A 17,942-nucleotide genomic window follows, 5' to 3' on the forward strand; every position below is an offset into this window, starting at 1 on the left:
TTTCGAAAAAGATGGCGCCGGGCAGAAGATATTTGAATTGAGATCAACAATGAACCTGGACTCCGACGCCCTGGCGCAGCTGCTGCGCTATGAAATGCCCTACGGGAAATACCAAGGCCGCGTGCTGGCCGACCTGCCCGGCCATTATCTGGGCTGGTTCGCCCGCGAAGGATTCCCCGCCGGCCAGCTCGGCGCCCTGCTGGCCCTGATGTACGAGCTCGACCATAACAACCTGCGCAGCCTGCTGGACCCCTTGCGTCCCGCGCCGCGCTACCCCACCCAGAGAAAGCCCCGATGAGTTCTTCCAGCCGCACCCGCCACTTCCAGCTGCTGTCCGACTACAACAGCTGGATGAACCAGAAACTGTACCAGGCCGCCGCTGCGCTGCCGGCCGGCGAAGCGGCGCGCGAGCGCGGCGCGTATTTCGGCTCCCTGCTCGGCACGCTCAACCACCTGCTGGTGGCCGACACCATCTGGCTCAAGCGCTTCGCGGCCGACGGCGGCACCACGCCGGCCCTGTCGCCGGCCGCCTTTGCCGCGCTGGCGCCGCTGCGCGCGCTGGCCATGCCGTCCAGCCTGGACATGCCGCTGTTCGCCGCGCTGGCGCCCATGGCCGAGCACCGCGCCTGGCTGGACGGCGTGATTGCCGCCTGGACCGCCGCCCTGGCCGACGCCGACCTCGACGCCGTGCTGCACTTCACGCGCATGAACGGTGAACGCAACACCAAGCCGGTGGACGGCGTGCTGACGCACTTCTTCAACCACCAGACCCACCACCGCGGCCAGGCCACCACCCTGCTGTCGCAGGCCGGCGTGGACGTGGGCGTGACGGACCTGCTGGCGCTGCTGCCCAACGCTTAGTTGGCGGCGGCGGATTGCGCGGCAGGGGCCACAGCGGGCCCGGCCGGCGCCACCCTGCTCAGCACCTCGAACCCCGCGCTCACGCGCTGCGCGCCCGAAAAACTGCGGTTCGACAGCATCACGATGCCCGCCTTGCGCGCCGGATTGAACAGCACATAAGCGCTAAAGCCGCCGGTCGAGCCGGTCTTGTGCAGCCAGGCGTCCGCCTGCGGCGGCAGCGGCGGCGTGATTTCCGTGGCCGGATTCGGCTCGAACACCACCTTCTCGGCCGTGCTCACCAGCAGCTGATCCAGCCCGGCATGGCCCGGATACTGCTCCCAGACCAGGTCCTGCGTCATGGCGCCGGTCTTGAAATAGCCGGTGTGCGTGGCCGCCACCGCGCGCGCCAGCTTGTCCTCCAGCGGCAGCAGGCCCATGTTAGCGTCCACGAAGCGGATCAGGTCGCGCGTGGTGCTCTTCACGCCATACGCCTCCTCGGCCAGCACGCCCGGGTTCATGCGCACCGGCGCGCCCTTGCTGTTGTAGCCCTGCGCGTACTGCGCCATCTGCCCGGCCGGCACGCGGAGGTAGCTGTGCGCCAGGCCCAGCGCCGGGAACAGGGTCTGCTCCACCGCATCCGCGTAAGGCACGCCCAGGCTGGCGGCGGTGGCCAGGGACAGCAGGCCGATGCCCGGGTTGGAATAGGTGCGGTGCGAGCCCGGCGCGTGACCGGGCTGCCAGCCCTTGTAATACGCCATCAGCTGCGCATGGGTCGTGATCTCCTGCGGCAACTGCAGCGGGAAGTCGCCCGCCGTGTGGGTGCCCAGGTGCACCAGGCTGACGCGGTCGAACACGCTGCCGCGCAGGGCCGGCAGGTGGCGGCTGACCGGATCGGTCAAGGCCAGCCTGCCCTGCGCCTGCGCATACGCCGCCAGGGTCACCGTGAACGTCTTGCTCACCGAGCCGAGCTCGAACAGGGTGGCCTCGCTGACCGGCTGCCCGGTCTCCTGCGATGCCACGCCGTAGTTGTAGAAATAATGCTTGCCGTTCACGCTCAGCGCCACCGCCATGCCGGGCAGCCCATGCTTTTCCAGCAGCGGCTTGAACGCCTGGTCCACCTCGATGGCATTGGCCAGCGCGGGAAACTCGGCCACCAGGCCGTCGCGCGCCAGCACGCCGGCCGGGACATCCTGCGGCTCGCCCTGCTCCTTCTCGATCAGGCGCGCAAACACATACTTGCGCCCGCCCTTCTCGGCCCAGCCCACGTACCAGCCGAAGCCGGAACCGCTGCCGGTCTTGCCGTTCACGCTCCAGCCCTCCACCGGCTGGCCGTAGCGCGTGAGGCGCGCGGTCATCTCATACGCCTTTTCGCTCACGCCCAGCTGGCGGTTCACCACCCGGCCCAGGAAGGACAGCTGGCCCAGCGGCGAAATGCGCAACGACGAGCCCAGCCAGGACGCGGTCAGGCCGTCGTTGCGCGCATCGCCCGCCACATCGGCATTGCCGTACTCGAAACGCCGGGTGTAGGCGGCAAAGCGCGCCTGGCCCAGCGCCACCGTGATGCGCTGCGAATACCACACCACCGACTCGCTCATCCACTTGGCCGGATCGGTGGCGCTGCGCCAGCTGGGACGCCAGTCCGGATCGCCCCGGCGGAACGGCAGCTGCGGCGCGTGCTCGTCGGTCAAAAAGCCGGCATCGTAGCCCATCAGGCTGAGCGGGATCTTGAAGGTGGACGCGGGCGTCACCTGGCGCTGGCAGTCGCCGCGCTGCATCAAGACCTTGCCGGTGGCGGCGTCGGCAATCGCCGTGCAGATTTCAGCGCCGTGCGCCGGGACGCCGGCCAGGCCAGCCACGCAGCCCAGCGCTGCCATGGCGATCATGCGAAATGTCATGCTACTCCTCTCAAACGTCGCGGAATGCGACAAACATGACCATCATGCGACATTGGTCACATCCGTGTCAAACATTTTATTTTTGGTGACATTGGTCGCAGACCGTAGCACAATAGCGCCATGGCCATCCCCTCTATCTCCGAACTGTCCGTGCTCAAGGCGCTGTGGAAGCAGCAGCCGCTGAGCGCGCGCGAAATCCACGACCAGGTTGAACCCGAGCTGGGCTGGTCGTACTCCTCCACCCGCAAGACCCTGGAACGCATGCTGGACAAGGGCTCCCTGCGCCAGCACACGCGCCACGGCGTGCAGGTCTACGAGGCCGCGCTGGAAAAAGTGGGCACCCTGGCCGCCTTCGCGCACGACTTCGGCAAGCGCGTGATGGAGATCGACACGCCGCTGCCGGCCAGCATGTTCACCGGCAGCAAGCTGGTGGACGAGGCCGAACTGGTCCGCATGGAGCAACTGCTGAACGAGTGGCCGGACGACGCCGACGCGCCGGACGGGCCGGACGGGCCGGACGGGCCGGACCGGCCGGACGCCGCCGGCCGGCCGGGCGCGGCATGAGCGGCACCGCCCCGCTCGACGCATGGCTGCTGCGCTTCCTGCTGGCCAGCGCCGGCTGCCTGGCGGCCGGCCTCGGCGTGTGGGCGCTGACGGCGCTGTGCCGCCGCCTGCCCGGCGTGGCCCTGCAGCGCTCGACCTGGCTGCTCGGCCAGGCCACCGTGGTGGCGGCCTTCCTCGTGATCCTGCTGCCGCACAGCGAACGCCTGCGCCTGGTGCCGCCCATCGACCTGCCGGACGCCGCCCAGGTCCGCCCCGCCGCAAGCGGCGGCCAGGCCGCGCAGCCAGCCGCCGCCGGGCAGGACGCCCTGGCCGAAGCGGGCACCCGTCCCGCCGCCTGGCTCACGCACGCCGCCCAGGCCTGGCTGCTGGCCTACCTGCTGGGCCTGGGCTACGCCGTCTTCCAGCTGCTGCGCGCGCGGCGCATCCTCAACGGCCTGGCCGCCAGCGGCCAGCACCTGCCCGCCCCGCCCTCCGCCTCCGCCTCCGCAGCCGCAGCCGCAGCCGCGCCCGCCGCCGGCCGGCCCGTGCGCACCCCGGCCGTCATCGAAGTGGACGCCCCGATTTCCCCCATGCTGTTCGGACTGTTCCAGCCGCGCCTGCTGCTGCCGCGCCACCTGCGCAGCTTCGACCCGGCCCAGCAGCAACTGATCGTCGAACACGAACTGACGCACTGGCGCCGCCGCGACCTGCAATGGATGAGCGTGGGCATCGCGCTGCAGACGCTGCTCTGGTTCAACCCCTTCATGCGTTTGCTGCGCGGCAGCCTGTCCTGGGCCCAGGAACTGGGCTGCGACCGCGACGTGCTGCGCGGCCGCCCGCCGGCCCAGCGCAAGGCCTACGCGGCAGCGCTGGTGGCGCAGCTGCGCCTGCAGCACGGCGCGCCCAAGACCGCGCTGGCCTTCGGCGGCGTCTGCGCCAGCACGCTGGCCTCGCGCATCGCGCTGATCCGCGAACCGGCGCGCGCCCAGGGCCGCCGCGCGCGCGCCGCCCGCCTGCTTGCGCTGGCCGGCCTGGCCGGCGTGTTCGCCGCCAGCCTCGCCCTGCAGCCGGCGCTGGCCTGGCGCATCGCGCCGGCTGCCTCGCAGGCGCCGTTCAGCTGCACCGTACTGGCCGACGCCGCCAGCGGCCAGGCGCCGGCGCGCGAAGGCCATTGCGACGAGCGCGTTACGCCCGCCTCCACCTTCAACATCGTGGTGGCCCTGATGGGCTACGACAGCGGCATCCTGCGCGACCAGCACGCGCCCGTGCTGCCGTTCAAGGCCGGCTACCCCGCCTACATCCCGTCCTGGCGCGCCGCCACCGACCCTGCCGGCTGGCTGCAGAACTCGGTGCTGTGGTATGCCCAGCAAGTGACGCGCCAGCTGGGCGCCGCGCGCTTCCAGCAATACGTGCAGCGCTTCGGCTACGGCAACCAGGACCTGGCCGGCGAGCCGGGGCAGGACAACGGCCTGACCCAGTCCTGGGTCGGCTCCAGCCTGCGCATTTCGCCGCTGGAACAGGTGGCATTCCTGCGCAAGGTGGCCAGGCGCGAACTGCCGCTGTCGGCGCACGCGTACGCCATGACCGAAAGCATCATGCCGCGGCAGACGCTGGCCAACGGCTGGGAAGTGCACGGCAAGACCGGCACCGCCTCGGCGCTGCTGCCCGATGGCAGCGAGGACGGCACGCGGCAGTACGGCTGGTATGTGGGATGGGCCAGCAAAGGCCAGCGGACGGTGGTGTTCGCCCGCCTGGTGCTGGACGCCAGGCAGGAAGTGGCCATGGGCGGCGCACGCGCACGCGAGGCGCTGCTGCGCGAGCTGCCAGCGCGGCTGGACGCGCTGTAGCGCCCCCGCGGCCGGCAGCCCGCTGCCGCGCTGGCCGGCTTCCGATCAGGCCGGCGGCAGCGCCCGCACCACCAGTTCCTGGTAGCCAGAAAACGGATCGGCCTCGCGGCTGAACGCATGGCCGGGCAGCAGCGCCAGCAGCAGTTCCGCCGTGGTGCGCACCACGCAGCCGGCCGCCACGTGGCCGCCGGACACGCGGCCCTGCGCGTCCGATACCGACATGTGCAAATGCGCCCCGTCCGGCGACACCGAGCCGGCCAGAGTCAGGATCTCCAGGTCGCCGCGCAGCTCGGTGGCCGCCGGCATGCCCGCGTAGCGCAGCTGCGCCACGCTCAGGCTGCCTATCCCCTGCAGCACGAAAGCGGCGCCCGCGCCGGCGCCCCCGCCAGCACCGGCGGCCGCCTCCGCCACGGCCGCCACGATGGCCGCGCGCAAGTCCGCGCCCGGCCCCAGCCGCAGCGGATGCGCCTGCAGCGTCATGCCGGCAGCTTGGGCGCCACCAGCGCGGTGAACTCGCCGCTGTCGACCAGCTTCTTCAAGTCCTGGAAGCCGCCCACCAGCGTGCCGTTGATGAACACCATCGGCAGCGTCGGCCAGCCGCTCCACATTTTCAGCGCGGTGCGCCGGCGCCACTGGCTCAGGTAGCTGCCGTACTCCAGGTAGGCATACGGTGCGCCCTGCGCATCGAGCAGCGCGCGCGCCTTGCGCGGAAAGGGATTCATCGCCATGCCGACCACCACCACCTTGTTGGCGGCGACGGCGGCCTGCACTTCCTGCACGGTGTCGGCGTGGTTGCCCGCGATCTTGCTGCGGATGGCGGGATGAAGTCGGGTTTCTTCCAGTACGGGACGGCTCATGGCGCTTCCATTGTCGTTGCAGATGGCGCGATATTACAGCAGCGCCAGCGTCTCCGTATCCGGCTCGCCGGCGAAAAAGCGTTTCAGGCAGGCCGGGAACAGCGGCTCGGCCGGCGCCGCCTCGGCAAACAGCGTCATGCAGGAGCGGAACTTGATGTCGTCCGGCGAACCGAAAATGGCGTGCGCGCTCACGCCCTGGCCGGCCGCCAGCACCAGTGCGCAGCACTCGCGCAAGCGGCCGCCGAGCAGCGGGTGGTCCAGATAAGCCCGCGTTTCGGCCAGCCCGGACAGCGCGTAGCGGTGCGCCATGTCGCTGCGCCCCAGCCCGGCCAGCTGGGGGAAGATGAACCACATCCAGTGGCTGAGTTTGCGGCCCGCGTGCAGCTCGGCCAGCACGGTCTCGTAGACCGGCTCCTGCGCCGTCACAAAGCGTTCAAGATCCCACATGGCCACCCCGTTTCCCTTGCTAAGCGATGGGGCAAGTATAGCCCCTCAGTGCGCGGCCGCCGCACCGCTACCGGCAACCCCGGACGCGCCGGCGCCGCGCCGCGCCAGCCAGGCCAGCGGCGCCAGCGCCGCCAGCGAGATGGCTACGCCGGCCCACGGCGTAGCGCCCATCAGGCTGCGCGCCACCATCAAGCCGCCCAGCGAGGAGCCCAGCGAAATACCGAAGTTGAAAGCCGAGATATTCAGGCCGGACGCGAAATCCACCGCCTTCGGCGTGTAATGCTCGGCCGTCGCCAGCATGCCGGCCTGCAGGCCTGGCGACAGGCCGAAGGAGAACAGGCCCCACAAGAACAGCAGCGGCACCAGCACCCACGGCCATTGCTGCGCCAGCGACAGCGCCAGGCCGGCGTGCGTGAGCGCCAGCAGCACCAGCAGCACGCCCAGCGAACGCTGCCAGCCCATGTGGCTGCTCAGGTAGCCGCCTGCCAGGTTGCCGGCGAAGGTGGCCGCGCCGAACACGATCAGCAGCGCACTGGCGGTGGTGGCGGAAAAGCCCGCGATGTCGGTCAGGATGGGCGTGACGTAGGTGAACGCGGCGAAAATGCTGCCGAAGCCCAGCGTGGTCACCGCCATCATGGTGAGGATGCGGCGGTCGGCCAGCGCCGCCAGCTGGGTCGATGCCTTGCCGCCGGCCGCCTGCGCGATGCCGGACGGCAGCCAGCGCAGCATGGACAGCAAGCCCGCCAGCGCCATGGCCGCCACCGCGAAGAACGGCAGGCGCCAGCCCATCAGGTTGCCCAGGAAACTGCCCAGCGGCACGCCCAGCACCATGGCCAGGGTCAGCCCGCCGAACATCACCGAGATCGCCCTGCCCGCCTGCCCCTTGGGCGCCAGCGCGGCCGCCACGGTGGCGCCGATGCCGAAGAAGGCGCCATGCGCCACCGCCGTGATCACGCGCCCGGCCAGCAGCACGGCGTAGCTGGTGGACAGGGCCGCCAGCAGGTTACCCAGCAAGAACACCGCCATCAGCCCCGCCAGCACGGGCTTGCGCGGCAGGCGCGACAGGCCCAGCACCGCCAGCGGCGTGCCCAGGGCCAGCGCCAGCGCGTACAGGCTCACCAGCGCGCCGGCCGCATCGAGCGGCACCTGCAGGTCGGCGGAAATGGCGGGCAGCACGCCCACCACGATGAATTCGGTAACGCCGATCGCGAAGGCGCCTACCGACAGGGACAACACGCCCGGATGCATTTTTTCCATGGAAATACTCCATCAGTGAAAGATTGCAGCCATTGTAGAACTCGCGAGACTGATGATATAGACTGCCGCATTACCAAACACTGATGAAATGGATTCATTTATGGCCCGGCAGGACATCAACCGTGCGGCAGAAATGGCGGTGTTCGTGGACGTGGTGGATGCTGGCGGCTTCACCGCCGCCGCGCAGCGCCTGAAGATGACGCCGTCGGCCGTGAGCAAGCTGATTTCGCGCCTGGAAGCGCGGCTGGGCACGCGGCTGCTGCAGCGCTCCACGCGCCAGCTGCACACCACGCCGGAAGGCGCCGCCTTTTACAGCCAGTGCGTGCGCATCCTGGAAGACATGGACAGCGCCGAGCGCGAAGCGTCCACCTGCGGCGCGCCGCGCGGGCGGCTGCGCATCAACTGCTTCGTGCCCTTCGCCATGCTGTACCTGCTGCCCATCCTGCCTGAATTCCTGGCGCGCTACCCCGACATCACGGTGGACGTGGCAAGCACCGACATGGTGGTGGACTTGCTGGAAGACCGCACCGACATCGCCATCCGGGCCGGCGCGCTGAAGGAATCGAACCTGGTGGCGCGCAAGCTGGGCGAAGGCCGCATGGTGGTGCTGGGCTCGCCCGCCTACCTGGAAAAATTCGGCACCCCGCAAACGCCGCACGACCTGGCGCGCCACAACCTGCTGGGCTTCAATTTCCGGCGCCAGGCGCCGACCTGGCCCTTCCTGGACGGCAAGGGCGGCATGCTCCAGCTGCGCCCGGAAGGCAACGCCCTGCTGGGCGACGGCGAAAGCATGCGCCACCTGGCGCTGGCCGGGGTCGGCCTGGTGCGCCTGTCGCGCATGCACACCAAGCACGACATCGCCGCAGGCCGCCTGGTGCCGGTGCTGGAGGACTACAACCCGGCCGACCTCGAAGCGGTACACGCAGTCTTCCTCGGCCCCGGCAAGCAGCTGCCGCCGCGCGTGCGCGTCATGCTCGACTTCCTGATCGAAAAAATCCGCCTCGACTAGCCCCGCCCACTGGTCCCGTAGGGCGGGTTAGGCGGCACGCCGCCGTAACCCGCCGCGCCCGCGCACCCCCACCACCACCGCCAGCCCCGCCAGCAGCATGCCGTAGCTAGCCGGCTCCGGCACCGGCGACAACAGCGCCGCAAAGCACTGCCCCGCCGCGTTGCAGGCCTGGCCGGCAATCTGGCCGCTGTCATTGATATCCACCACCTCCATGATGCGCCAGCCGCCCCCGCCCGCCAGCAAGGTCTGCAGATCGTACTGCACACCATCCTGGTACAGATAGGAATGCGTCTGATCCAGTCCTGTCCCGCCGGTGGCGAAGGTGCCGACCACGTCGCCGTGGTTATTGATCGCCGTTGCAGTGTTGCGCGTGGCAGTGCTGCCGAGCGCCTCCATCACGCCGTCCCGCCAGATGAACGATTGGCGGCTGGCCAAGCCTGCCGTGCCGAAATCCGAGCCGCCGACCACCACGCCGCTATCGTTCAAGTCGCTGGCAAAGCTGTCCCTTCCGCCCGCCAGCGTGCCCAGATCCACCACTTGCCCGTTGGTGTACAGGACCGCACGGATGAAGCCGCCGTTGTCGTCGAGCCTGGCGCCGGCCACCTGGCCGGACTCGTTGATGGCCCTGCCCTGCCAGAACGGCAGCACGGTGGCATTGTCGCCATTGGCCAGGTAAGTGCCGCCGCCATTGGTCTCCTGCCTGGCAAGCACGGTGCCGGCGCTTGCCGGCAATGGACAGCAAACAGCACGGGCGCCAACGACGCCAGCGCGCAATGGCATTTGAACATGGCAAGTCTCCGGTAGGGACGGGGAACACCATGCTAGCGCCGGCCGGGCCGCGCACGGCTGCGGCCCAGCGATATTTTAATTGGTGAGAATGTGTGAGCCGCGCGCGCACGGCGCGGCGTATGCTAAGGCGCGCTGCGGCCTGTCTAGCGCACCCCGAACGCCAGCCGCTTGCCCTCGCGCAGCATGCGCTCGAAGTCGTCTGCCGGCACTGGCTGGCTGAACAGGTAGCCTTGCAGCTGGTCGCAACCCAGCTCGCGCAGGAAACTCATCTGCTCGGCCGTCTCCACGCCCTCGGCCACGATTTCCTGGCGCAGCTGCTGCGCCATGGTGACGATGGCGCGCGCGATGGCGCAATCGTTCTCCTCGTACGGCAGGCCGACCACGAAGGAGCGGTCGATCTTCAGGGTGCTGATGGGGAATTTCTTCAGGTAGGCCAGGCTGGAATAGCCGGTGCCGAAGTCGTCCAGCGCCAGCGCCAGGCCCATGGCCACCAGCTCGTTCATGATGGCCACCACGTTCTCGGCGCCGCGCACCAGCAGGCTCTCGGTGATCTCCAGCATGATCTGCTCCGGGTGCACCTGGTGGCGCCGCAGCACCTCGGCCATGCGCGCCGGCAGGCTGCGGTCGAACTGGCGCGCCGACAAGTTCACCGCGATGGGCGGCATGATCAGGTTGGCGTCCTTCCACGCGCGCACCTGGCGGCAGGCCTCTTCCAGCACCCAGTTGCCCACTTCCTGGATCAGCCCGCTTTCCTCGGCCACCGGGATGAACACGCCAGGCGACACCAGGCCGCGCACCGGATGGCGCCAGCGCAGCAGCGCTTCGGCGCCGACAATGCGCCCGCTGCGCAAGCTCACCTTGGGCTGGTAGTACAGCTGCAGCTGGCCGTGCTGCAGCGCCAGGCGCAGCTCGCTTTCGATGCGCAAGTGCTCCTTGGCGCGCTGGTTCATTTCCTCGCTATAGAACAGGAAGGCCGCCTCGGCTTGCGCCGCCTTGGACGTGGCCACGTCGGCATGGCGTATCAGCGCGGTGGTTTCCAGCCCGTCTTCCGGGTACACCGCAATGCCGATGCTAGCGCCCACCTGCAGGCTGTGCGTGGCCAGCTGGATAGGCGCGGCCAGCGCGCTGGCCAGTTTCTGCGCCACGATGGCGGCGTGCTCGCGCTTTTCAATGTGCAGCAGCGCCACGCCGAAGCGGTTGCCGTCCAGCCGCGCCAGGATGTCGGCGTCGCGCAGCACCGTGCGGAACAGCTTGCCGACCGCACCCAGCAGCTCGTTGCCCACGTCGTGGCCCAGGGTGTCGCTGATGGCGCCCAGGCGGCCGATCTCCACCACCAGCAGCGCGCCGTGCTCGTTGCTGCGGCGCGCCTCGGTCAGCGCCTGCGTCATCAGCTGGGTCATCAGGCACTGGTTGGGCAGGCCGGTCAGGGTGTCGTAGTTGGCCATGCGCTGCATCCGCGCCTCGGCGTCCTTGTGCACGCTGATGTCGGAAAACAGCGAGAAGGTGTGGCTGATCTTGCCTTCGCTGTCGCGCACCGCGCTGATGGTCACCGACTGCGGGAACAGCTCGCCGTTCTTGCGCCGGCCCACGATCTCGCCGCGCCAGGGCCCGTTGCCGGCCATGGCCGCGCGCACCTTGGCGCGGAACTCGGCATCGTGCACGCCCGAGCGCAGCAGGTCCGGCGTCTTGCCCAGCGACTCGCCGGGCGTGTAGCCGGTGATGCGGGTGAAGGCGCTGTTGATGGAGACAATGCGCTCGCTGGCGTCCGTGATCAGCACGCCCTGCTCGCTGTCCTCGATGATGCGGGCGTGCAGGCTGATCTTGTCGGCGTCCGACAGCGGCTCGCTCACGTGCGCCATGCGCACCCGCATGCCCTGCGGCTCGCCCATGTCGTCCTGCAGCAGCGACAGCGCCAGCTGCACCCAGATCACCTCGCCGGACTTGCGGCGCCGCCGCACTTCGGCCAGGCCGCCGTCCTGCTCGTAGAGCAGCTCGGCCAGCGCGCCGTCGTCGTCCTCGGTGTACAGGAACAGGATGTTCTGTCCCACGGCTTCCTGCGCCGGGTAGCCGAACAGCCGCTCGGCGCCCGTGTTCCAGGCGGTGATGTAGCCGGCCAGGTCCAGCTCCAGGGCTGCCTCGCCGCCGTCATCCGGCCAGCCCGCCCCAGCCTGGGCAGCAACGGCGGCAGCGCTGGCCTGCTCGGCGGCGCGCGCCTCGGCCACGGCCGCCAGCGCATGCTCCAGTTCGGCCAGCGTGGCCGCCAGGGCCGCGCCCTGTTGCGTCCGGGCGGCCTGGCTCAAGGCCAGGCAGCGCGCGAGCGCCGCGTCAAGCATGGCCGCCCGCCTTGTCGGTGGCCACGCTGAGCATCCACAGATGCGCCTCCGCCACCACGCGGTTGAATTCGGCGGCGTCGAGCTGCAGCGCTTCCAGCCGGCCCGCCACGGCGGCGAAGTCGCCCCGCTCGGCCGCCTCCACCAGCGCCAGCAGCTCGCCCAGTTCGCCCTGCTTGTCGAGCAGCGCCTGCTGCACCGCCTCGCTCATGGTGAGCGGCGCCAGCACCTCGGCCAGTGGCATGCCGAACAGCACGCCCAGCAGCGAGAACATGCCCACCATGAAGGCCTGCTCCTGCTGCGCCTTGCCCAGGCCGGTGCTGCGCGCCAGCAGCTCCAGCGCGTGCGCGCGCACCGCCACCTTGGCCAGCAGCATGGGCGAACGCAGGTCGCCTTCGCGCGCCGAGAACAGCATCAGGTTCAGCCAGCGGCGCAGCTGCTGGCGCCCCAGGATCAGGATGGCCTGCGCGAAGCTGCTCACGCGGCGGCTGCTGCCCATGCCCAGCGAATTGACCAGCTTGAGCAAATGGTAAGACAGGGTGGGGTCGCGCCGCAGCAGCGCTTCGATTTCGTGGGTGTCGCCATCGTTGCTGACCAGCTGCACCAGTTGCAGCGCCAGCGCGCGCGAGGCGGCCTGCGCGCCCACCGCCTTGGGCGGCGGCGCCAGCGGCCAGTCGCCCTCCACCAGCACCATGCCGGGCGGCAGCGCGGCCTTGTCGAACAGCGTGTCGGCGCGCACCATCTGGCTGGGCAATGCCAGCCAGCCCGCTTCCAGCCAGGCTTGTCCCTGCTCCAGGCCGGCCCGGATAAAACAGGGGAACTGGGCGGCCAGCGCGCGCAGCTGCTCGTCCGGCAGCGCGGCGGCGCCGCCGTCAAGCACCAGCCCGGCAGGCTTGCCGTTGCGGTCGGCCAGCAGTTGCAGGAATACAGGCGGGGCGTCGGTCGATACGGTCATGGCGTGGTTCCGGATAAAGCGCAGGGCTGGGCCCTCAATGATTTCATTATGTTACCCCGAAAGTATTGGCACTGGTCAACAAAGCTGCCGCTGGCGTGCCGCACGCCGCCGGCCGCGCCAGCTGCCGGGTTCAGCTCGACAAGTAGCGGCACAAGTGCGCGAACACGCCCGGCTCGCGCATGCGTTTTACCCACCAGCTCAGCGCGGCGCCCTCCTCGCCGGTGCGCCAGGCCAGGTAGAAGGTTTCGTCCGGCTTGGGCTCCTCCACTTCCTTCTCCACCAGTTTGCCCTCGGCGATGGCCTTGCGGGCGCACGGCTCGGGCAGGAAGCCGAAGCCCATCCCGGCCACCTGGTACTGGAACTTGGCGTGCATGGTGGGCACGGTCAGCGTGTCCTGGCCCAAGAGCAGGCCCACGGTGCGCGGCGCCATCCGGCGCGCCGAGTCCGCCATGACGATAGCGCGGTGGTGCTGCAGCTCGTTGCGGCCCAGCTTGCCTGTGGCCTGCGCCAGCGGGTGGCCGGGCGCCACCGCGAACACGAAGCGGATGGTGCCCATGGGATGGGACACATAGCCGCCGCCGGCCGGGCCGTCGCCGGGCGCGCCCACCAGCACGTCCACGCGCCGGTCCAGCAGCGCTTCCCAGGTGCCGGACAGCGCCTCCTGCACGATGCGCAGCCGGGTCTGCTGCGCCACCTCGTAGAAAGCGCGCACGTCGTCGTCGAAGGCCACCGCCGAAAACATCGAATCGATGCCCAGCGCCAGTTCGGTTTCCCAGCCGGAAGCCACGCGCCGCACGCGGTGCTCCAGGTCCAGCGCCGCCTTCAGCAGGTAGCGGCCCTCTTTCAGCAGCTCGCGCCCGGCGCGCGTGAGCTCCACGCGCGGGCCATTGCGCTCGAACACCTGCACGCCCAGATCGTCCTCCAGCTTGCCTACCGTATAGGAAATGGTGGACGGCACCCGGTGCAGCTCCTTGCCGGCGGCGGAGAAGGAACCGCGCCGGTCGATGGCGTCCACAATCTGCAAAGCTTCCAGGCTCAGTCTTAGCATTCGATTTTTTCGATGATAGGTCCATAAATTTTCCGTTTTTTGAAACGGAAGCGCAGGCCTATACTTTGACCTATCGATGCAGCGAATTCAAGAAGCAAGTTGAAATGCCTTCGAATTTATTGCACATAACCTGATAAAAGAAACGGAGTTCACCATGTTGCAAGTACGTAAAAGCGAAGAACGCGGTCTGGCTAACCATGGTTGGCTGAATTCGCGCCACACCTTCTCCTTCGGCCACTACCACGACCCGAAACATACCGGTTTCGGCCCGCTGCTGGTGATCAACGAAGACAAGGTAACCCCGGCGCAGGGTTTCGGCACCCACGGCCACCGCGACATGGAAATCATCTCCTACGTGCTGGAAGGCGAACTGGCGCACAAGGACAGCATGGGCAACGGTTCGGTGCTGAAGTACGGCGACGTCCAGCGCATGAGCGCCGGCACCGGGGTACGGCACAGCGAGTTCAACCACTCGGAAACGAATGGCGTGCACTTCCTGCAGATCTGGATCCAGCCCAACGTGACCGGCATCCCTCCCAGCTACGAGGAAAAGCACTTCGCGCCGGAAAGCAAACAGGGCCAGCTGCGCCTGGTCGCCTCCAGCGACGGCCGTGACGGCTCCGTGCTGATCCACCAGGATGCGGCCATCTACGCCACCATCCTGAACGGCGCTGACGCACTGGAGCACACGCTGGCCAAGGGCCGCACCGCCTACGTCCATGTGATCCGCGGCAGCGTATCGGTGAACGGGGTGGAGCTGAAAGGCGGCGATGCGCTGAAGGTGACGGACGAGCAACTGGTCAGCCTGGCACGCGCCGAAGCAGCCGAAGTGCTGGTATTCGATTTGCCCTATTGAAATGGGAATAACAGCGCCTAACATAGCTATAGCGTAATTTTTGCTATGATGGCAGGGCACGCACGATCCGCGAGACGGCTCGGCGTGCCTTTTTTACTTATCAGCACCAGAATATCAAGCAACTGAGAGCACATCCATGCAGTCCGCCGCCGAAGCACCAGTGAAAGAAGAACTCGATTACGTGACCTCCTGCGCGCTGCCGACGCCGTGGGCGCAGTTCACGCTGCACGCGTTTGTCGAGCACGCCACGGGCAAGGAGCACCTGGCCATGGTGCTGGGCGACATCGGCGACGGCGCGCCCGTGCTGGCGCGCGTGCATTCGGAATGCCTGACCGGCGACGTGCTCTTCTCGCAGCGCTGCGACTGCGGCGCCCAGCTGGAGGGCGCGCTGAAGAAGGTGGCTGCCGAGGGCCGCGGCGTGGTGCTGTATCTGCGCCAGGAGGGCCGCGGCATCGGCCTGATCAACAAGATGCGCGCTTACCGCCTGCAGGAAGCCGGCGCCGACACGGTGCAGGCGAACGAACAGCTCGGCTTCAAGGCCGACCAGCGCAACTATGCGCTGGTGGAACCCATGCTCAAGCAGTTCGGCGTGCAGAGCCTACGCCTGATGACCAACAACCCGCGCAAGATCGCCGCCATGGAAGCCTTGGGCATCCCGGTGGCCGAGCGCGTGCCGCTGCTGGTCAACCGCAACAAATTCAATCAGAATTACCTGAATACCAAGGCCGCCAAGCTGGGCCACATGATGACCCCGCCGCCAGCGGCAGCCGAGGACGGCGAACTGTAACAGCCAGCCCTTCCCGTCCCAAGTCCAAGGATTGCATGAAACTTACCCGTCTTGCCACCGTACTCACCATGACTTGGGGCTGCGCCCAGGCGCTGGCGGCCCCGCAGGCCGCAGCGCCGCCGCAAGCGTCCCCGCAGTTGCCAACTCAGTTGCCAGCTCAGTTGCCCACGCAGTTGCCCACCATTGCGCCCCGCCCCATCCCCGGCACGCCCGCCGCGCAAGGGCAGCAGCAGCCCGGCCAGGCCGCCGGCAGCGCCGGCGCCGAAGCCGGCCAGCCGCTGCCGCCGCCCTCCAGCGCGGCGCAAAAGCTCTACTCCAGCGCCAAGGCCGACCTGCTGCAGGTGCGTTCGCTGCTGAAAAGCGGCCGCACCCAGTCGTCGGTGGGCTCCGGCTTCCTGGTCGGCACCAGCAACCTGGTGGTCACCAACTACCACGTGGTGTCGCAGTTCGCGCTCGATCCGGACAACTACACCGGCGAATGGGTGGACACCGGCGGCCAGCGCGGCAACGTGGAATTGCTGGCGGTGGACGTGCTGCACGACCTGGCCGTGGTGCGCGTGAACCGCAACGGCACCGGCGTGTTCAAGGTGCCCGAGCAGCTGGCGCGCCTCAGCCAGGGCCAGTACCTGTACTCGCTGGGCAACCCGCTCGACCTCGGCTTCGCCATCTCGGAAGGCTCGTACAACGGCGTCATCACGCGCAGTTTCTACGACCAGCTGATGTTTACCGGCCCCATCAACTCCGGCATGAGCGGCGGCCCCAGCGTGACGGTGGACGGCGACATCGCCGGCGTGAACGTGTCCAAGCGCCTGGACGGCGAACTGGTGAGCTTCCTGGTGCCGGCCCGCTTCGCCCAGGACTTGCTGAAGAAAATCCCGCAGGACAAGGCGCCGCCGCGCAACTTCACCTCGGTGGTGGTGGAACAGTTGCTGCAGCACCAGAAAGCCATGGTGGACCAGCTGCTGGCCACCCCCATGACCATGAAAGCCATGGGCCCCTACATGGTGCCGGTGCGCGAGTCCGAGCAGATGCGCTGCTGGGGCCGCTCGAACGTCAAGGCCAACAAGCCCTACACGGTGGACATCACCAACTGCTCCATGGAATCGGCCATTTTCGTGTCCGGCACCTTGCAGACTGGCGCCATCGGCATCCGCCACCAGTTCATGCGCAGCACCGGGCTGGACGCGGTACGCTTCGCCCAGCTCTCCAGCGCCTCGTTCCAGAACGAAGGCTTCGGCGGCCACAAGGATCCGCACCTGACCGCGCCGCAGTGCACCGAAATGTTCGTCAAGAACAAGAACCTGCCGCTGCGCGCCGTCCTGTGCGTGCGGGCCTACCGCAAGTTCGCCGGCCTGTACGACTTTGCCCTGCTCACCGCCAGCACCGACGAAGGCTTGATGAACCTGCAAAGCCGCATGGACGCGCGCGGCGTGTCCTACGACAACGGCATGCGCGCCACCCAGGCTTTCCTTGAAGCGCTGTCGCGCGGGGCGGTCAAATGACGCCGCCCTATTTCATTGAAGTGCTGGCCGCCAACGGCGACGTGCTGCAGCGGCAGCGCGTCGAGCACCTGCCCATCCACATCGGGCGCGGCTACGGCAACGATTTCATCCTGGACGACGCCCACACGGCCGAGCGCCACGCGGTGGTGGAGTCCGACGACAACGGCAACCTGGTGCTGCACGACCTGGGCACGCAGAACGGCGTGATCCACCTCGGCAAGCGCCAGCTCAGCGTGCCGCTCAGCGGCACCACGGTGGTGCGCCTGGGCCATACCCGGCTGCGCGTGCGCGACGCCGCGTTCCCGGTGCCGCCGGAAGTGGCCGACACCACCATGCACGCCTGGGAAGGCGGCGCCCCGGCGCTGGCCGGCGTGGCGCTGATCGCGCTGTTCATCGGCGCCGAGGCGGCGCTGGTGGACTCGGACACCGAATCGTTCCAGACCATACGCTACCTGCTGCTGATAGCCTCCGGCATCGCCGGCGGCTTGGTGTGGAGCGGCCTGTGGGCGCTGGCAAACCGCCTGTTCGGCGGCCACGCCCGGCTGGGGCGCCACCTGTTCATCCTCGGCTCGGGCCTGGTGGCTGCGGGCGCCTGGCGCGTGGTAAGCAATGTGCTCGCTTACGCGTGGTCGCTGGAATTCCTCACGCGCTACGGCAATCTTGTCACGCTGGCCATTATCTGCGGGGTGATCTTCTTCCACATGCGCACTATCAAGCCGCGCCATGCCAGGCCGCTGCTGAAGGGGTGCACGGTGCTGATGCTGCTGGGATCGGGTCTGATCCTGGCGAGCAACCTGCAGAGTTCGGGCAGGCTGGCGGACGAGCTGTACATGTCGGTGCTGCTGCCGCCTGCGGTGCGCCAGAGCCCGGACCACCCGGTGAGGGACTTCATGGCGGAAGCGGCCAAGCTGAAAGCCCAGGCCGACACCGCCCGCGCGCGTGCCGGCAAGGCCGGCGTGGACGACGACGACGGGGATTGA

Annotated in this window: 18 protein-coding genes and 2 pseudogenes; 10 read left to right on the top strand and 10 right to left on the bottom strand. The window is 68.7% G+C overall.

What is annotated here, in order from left to right; translation table 11 throughout:
* Positions 1-49 precede the first annotated feature (49 nt).
* Positions 50-298, top strand: a complete 249-nt coding sequence (locus ASC94_RS17000) for a DUF3820 family protein (RefSeq protein WP_056397191.1) — start codon at positions 50-52, stop codon at positions 296-298.
* The gene (locus ASC94_RS17005) at positions 295-861 is read left to right on the top strand and encodes a DinB family protein (protein WP_056397194.1); all 567 of its coding nucleotides are present in this window, start codon (positions 295-297) and stop codon (positions 859-861) included. The genes ASC94_RS17000 and ASC94_RS17005 overlap by 4 nt, the downstream gene beginning before the upstream one ends.
* Here the strand turns inward: ASC94_RS17005 and ampC are convergent.
* Together ampC and blaOXA (ASC94_RS34335) are read right to left on the bottom strand one after the other, a co-directional pair.
* Entirely contained in the window at positions 858-1,958 is a 1,101-nt protein-coding gene (gene ampC, locus ASC94_RS34330; protein ID WP_373888120.1) for a class C beta-lactamase, read from the bottom strand. The genes ASC94_RS17005 and ampC overlap by 4 nt on opposite strands.
* Before the next feature lie 6 nt (positions 1,959-1,964).
* Positions 1,965-2,735, bottom strand: a pseudogene (gene blaOXA / locus ASC94_RS34335) (class D beta-lactamase); the annotation flags it as partial.
* A gap of 120 nt (positions 2,736-2,855) precedes the next feature.
* Between blaOXA (ASC94_RS34335) and ASC94_RS17015 the strand changes: the two are divergent.
* The 3 genes and pseudogenes from ASC94_RS17015 to blaOXA (ASC94_RS34345) all read left to right on the top strand — a co-directional run bounded on the left by ASC94_RS17015 (position 2,856) and on the right by blaOXA (ASC94_RS34345) (position 5,125).
* Positions 2,856-3,299 carry a BlaI/MecI/CopY family transcriptional regulator gene (locus ASC94_RS17015; protein ID WP_082616596.1) on the top strand — a complete coding sequence of 148 codons (444 nt, stop codon included), beginning with the start codon at positions 2,856-2,858 and terminating at the stop codon, positions 3,297-3,299.
* A pseudogene (locus tag ASC94_RS34340) lies at positions 3,296-4,231 on the top strand (M56 family metallopeptidase); the annotation flags it as partial. The gene ASC94_RS17015 and the pseudogene ASC94_RS34340, both read left to right, overlap by 4 nt.
* Before the next feature lie 87 nt (positions 4,232-4,318).
* A complete protein-coding gene (blaOXA, locus tag ASC94_RS34345; protein ID WP_373888121.1) occupies positions 4,319-5,125 on the top strand; it encodes a class D beta-lactamase in 807 nt (268 codons plus the stop codon).
* 45 nt (positions 5,126-5,170) lie between these two features.
* Here blaOXA (ASC94_RS34345) and ASC94_RS17025 read toward each other — a convergent pair whose 3' ends face one another.
* From ASC94_RS17025 to ASC94_RS17040, 4 genes are read right to left on the bottom strand one after another with little or no spacing between them, the layout of a single operon-like run.
* On the bottom strand, positions 5,171-5,599 hold the full coding sequence (locus tag ASC94_RS17025; protein WP_056398094.1) for a PPC domain-containing DNA-binding protein: 429 nt from the start codon (positions 5,597-5,599) through the stop codon (positions 5,171-5,173).
* Between the two features lie 2 nt (positions 5,600-5,601).
* On the bottom strand, positions 5,602-5,982 hold the full coding sequence (locus ASC94_RS17030) for a glutaredoxin (protein ID WP_056397202.1): 381 nt from the start codon (positions 5,980-5,982) through the stop codon (positions 5,602-5,604).
* 33 nt (positions 5,983-6,015) lie between these two features.
* Positions 6,016-6,429, bottom strand: coding sequence for a DUF1810 domain-containing protein (locus tag ASC94_RS17035; protein ID WP_056397205.1), 414 nt, complete (start codon positions 6,427-6,429; stop codon positions 6,016-6,018).
* Between the two features lie 45 nt (positions 6,430-6,474).
* Positions 6,475-7,686 (bottom strand): MFS transporter, encoded by a 1,212-nt coding sequence (locus ASC94_RS17040; protein WP_056397208.1) that lies wholly within the window; start codon positions 7,684-7,686, stop codon positions 6,475-6,477.
* 100 nt (positions 7,687-7,786) lie between these two features.
* On the opposite strand from ASC94_RS17040, the gene ASC94_RS17045 reads away from it, so the two are divergent.
* Positions 7,787-8,695, top strand: a complete 909-nt coding sequence (locus ASC94_RS17045; protein WP_056397211.1) for a LysR family transcriptional regulator — start codon at positions 7,787-7,789, stop codon at positions 8,693-8,695.
* A gap of 27 nt (positions 8,696-8,722) precedes the next feature.
* On the opposite strand, the gene ASC94_RS17050 is transcribed toward ASC94_RS17045, so the two are convergent.
* The 4 genes from ASC94_RS17050 to ASC94_RS17065 all read right to left on the bottom strand — a co-directional run bounded on the left by ASC94_RS17050 (position 8,723) and on the right by ASC94_RS17065 (position 13,817).
* Positions 8,723-9,406, bottom strand: a complete 684-nt coding sequence (locus tag ASC94_RS17050; protein ID WP_162251434.1) for a PEP-CTERM sorting domain-containing protein — start codon at positions 9,404-9,406, stop codon at positions 8,723-8,725.
* Positions 9,407-9,627: 221 nt separating this feature from the next.
* Positions 9,628-11,817 carry a bifunctional diguanylate cyclase/phosphodiesterase gene (locus tag ASC94_RS17055; RefSeq protein ID WP_056397215.1) on the bottom strand — a complete coding sequence of 730 codons (2,190 nt, stop codon included), beginning with the start codon at positions 11,815-11,817 and terminating at the stop codon, positions 9,628-9,630.
* Positions 11,810-12,769 carry an EAL and HDOD domain-containing protein gene (locus ASC94_RS17060; protein WP_056397218.1) on the bottom strand — a complete coding sequence of 320 codons (960 nt, stop codon included), beginning with the start codon at positions 12,767-12,769 and terminating at the stop codon, positions 11,810-11,812. Before ASC94_RS17060 ends, ASC94_RS17055 begins: the two co-directional genes overlap by 8 nt.
* A gap of 130 nt (positions 12,770-12,899) precedes the next feature.
* Positions 12,900-13,817, bottom strand: a complete 918-nt coding sequence (locus ASC94_RS17065) for a LysR substrate-binding domain-containing protein (RefSeq protein ID WP_056397220.1) — start codon at positions 13,815-13,817, stop codon at positions 12,900-12,902.
* A gap of 154 nt (positions 13,818-13,971) precedes the next feature.
* Between ASC94_RS17065 and ASC94_RS17070 the strand changes: the two genes are divergently transcribed.
* The 4 genes from ASC94_RS17070 to ASC94_RS17085 all read left to right on the top strand — a co-directional run bounded on the left by ASC94_RS17070 (position 13,972) and on the right by ASC94_RS17085 (position 17,942).
* Complete coding sequence (locus ASC94_RS17070; RefSeq protein WP_056397222.1) at positions 13,972-14,673, top strand: pirin family protein; 702 nt, start codon at positions 13,972-13,974, stop codon at positions 14,671-14,673.
* A gap of 136 nt (positions 14,674-14,809) precedes the next feature.
* The gene (ribA, locus tag ASC94_RS17075; protein WP_056397224.1) at positions 14,810-15,460 is read left to right on the top strand and encodes a GTP cyclohydrolase II; all 651 of its coding nucleotides are present in this window, start codon (positions 14,810-14,812) and stop codon (positions 15,458-15,460) included.
* A 35-nt stretch (positions 15,461-15,495) separates the two neighbouring features.
* A complete protein-coding gene (locus ASC94_RS17080) occupies positions 15,496-16,962 on the top strand; it encodes a serine protease (RefSeq protein WP_082616598.1) in 1,467 nt (488 codons plus the stop codon).
* A complete protein-coding gene (locus ASC94_RS17085; RefSeq protein WP_056397227.1) occupies positions 16,959-17,942 on the top strand; it encodes an FHA domain-containing protein in 984 nt (327 codons plus the stop codon). Before ASC94_RS17080 ends, ASC94_RS17085 begins: the two co-directional genes overlap by 4 nt.

The organism is Massilia sp. Root418 (genome assembly GCF_001425265.1).
Taxonomy (GTDB): Bacteria; Pseudomonadota; Gammaproteobacteria; order Burkholderiales; family Burkholderiaceae_D; genus Rugamonas.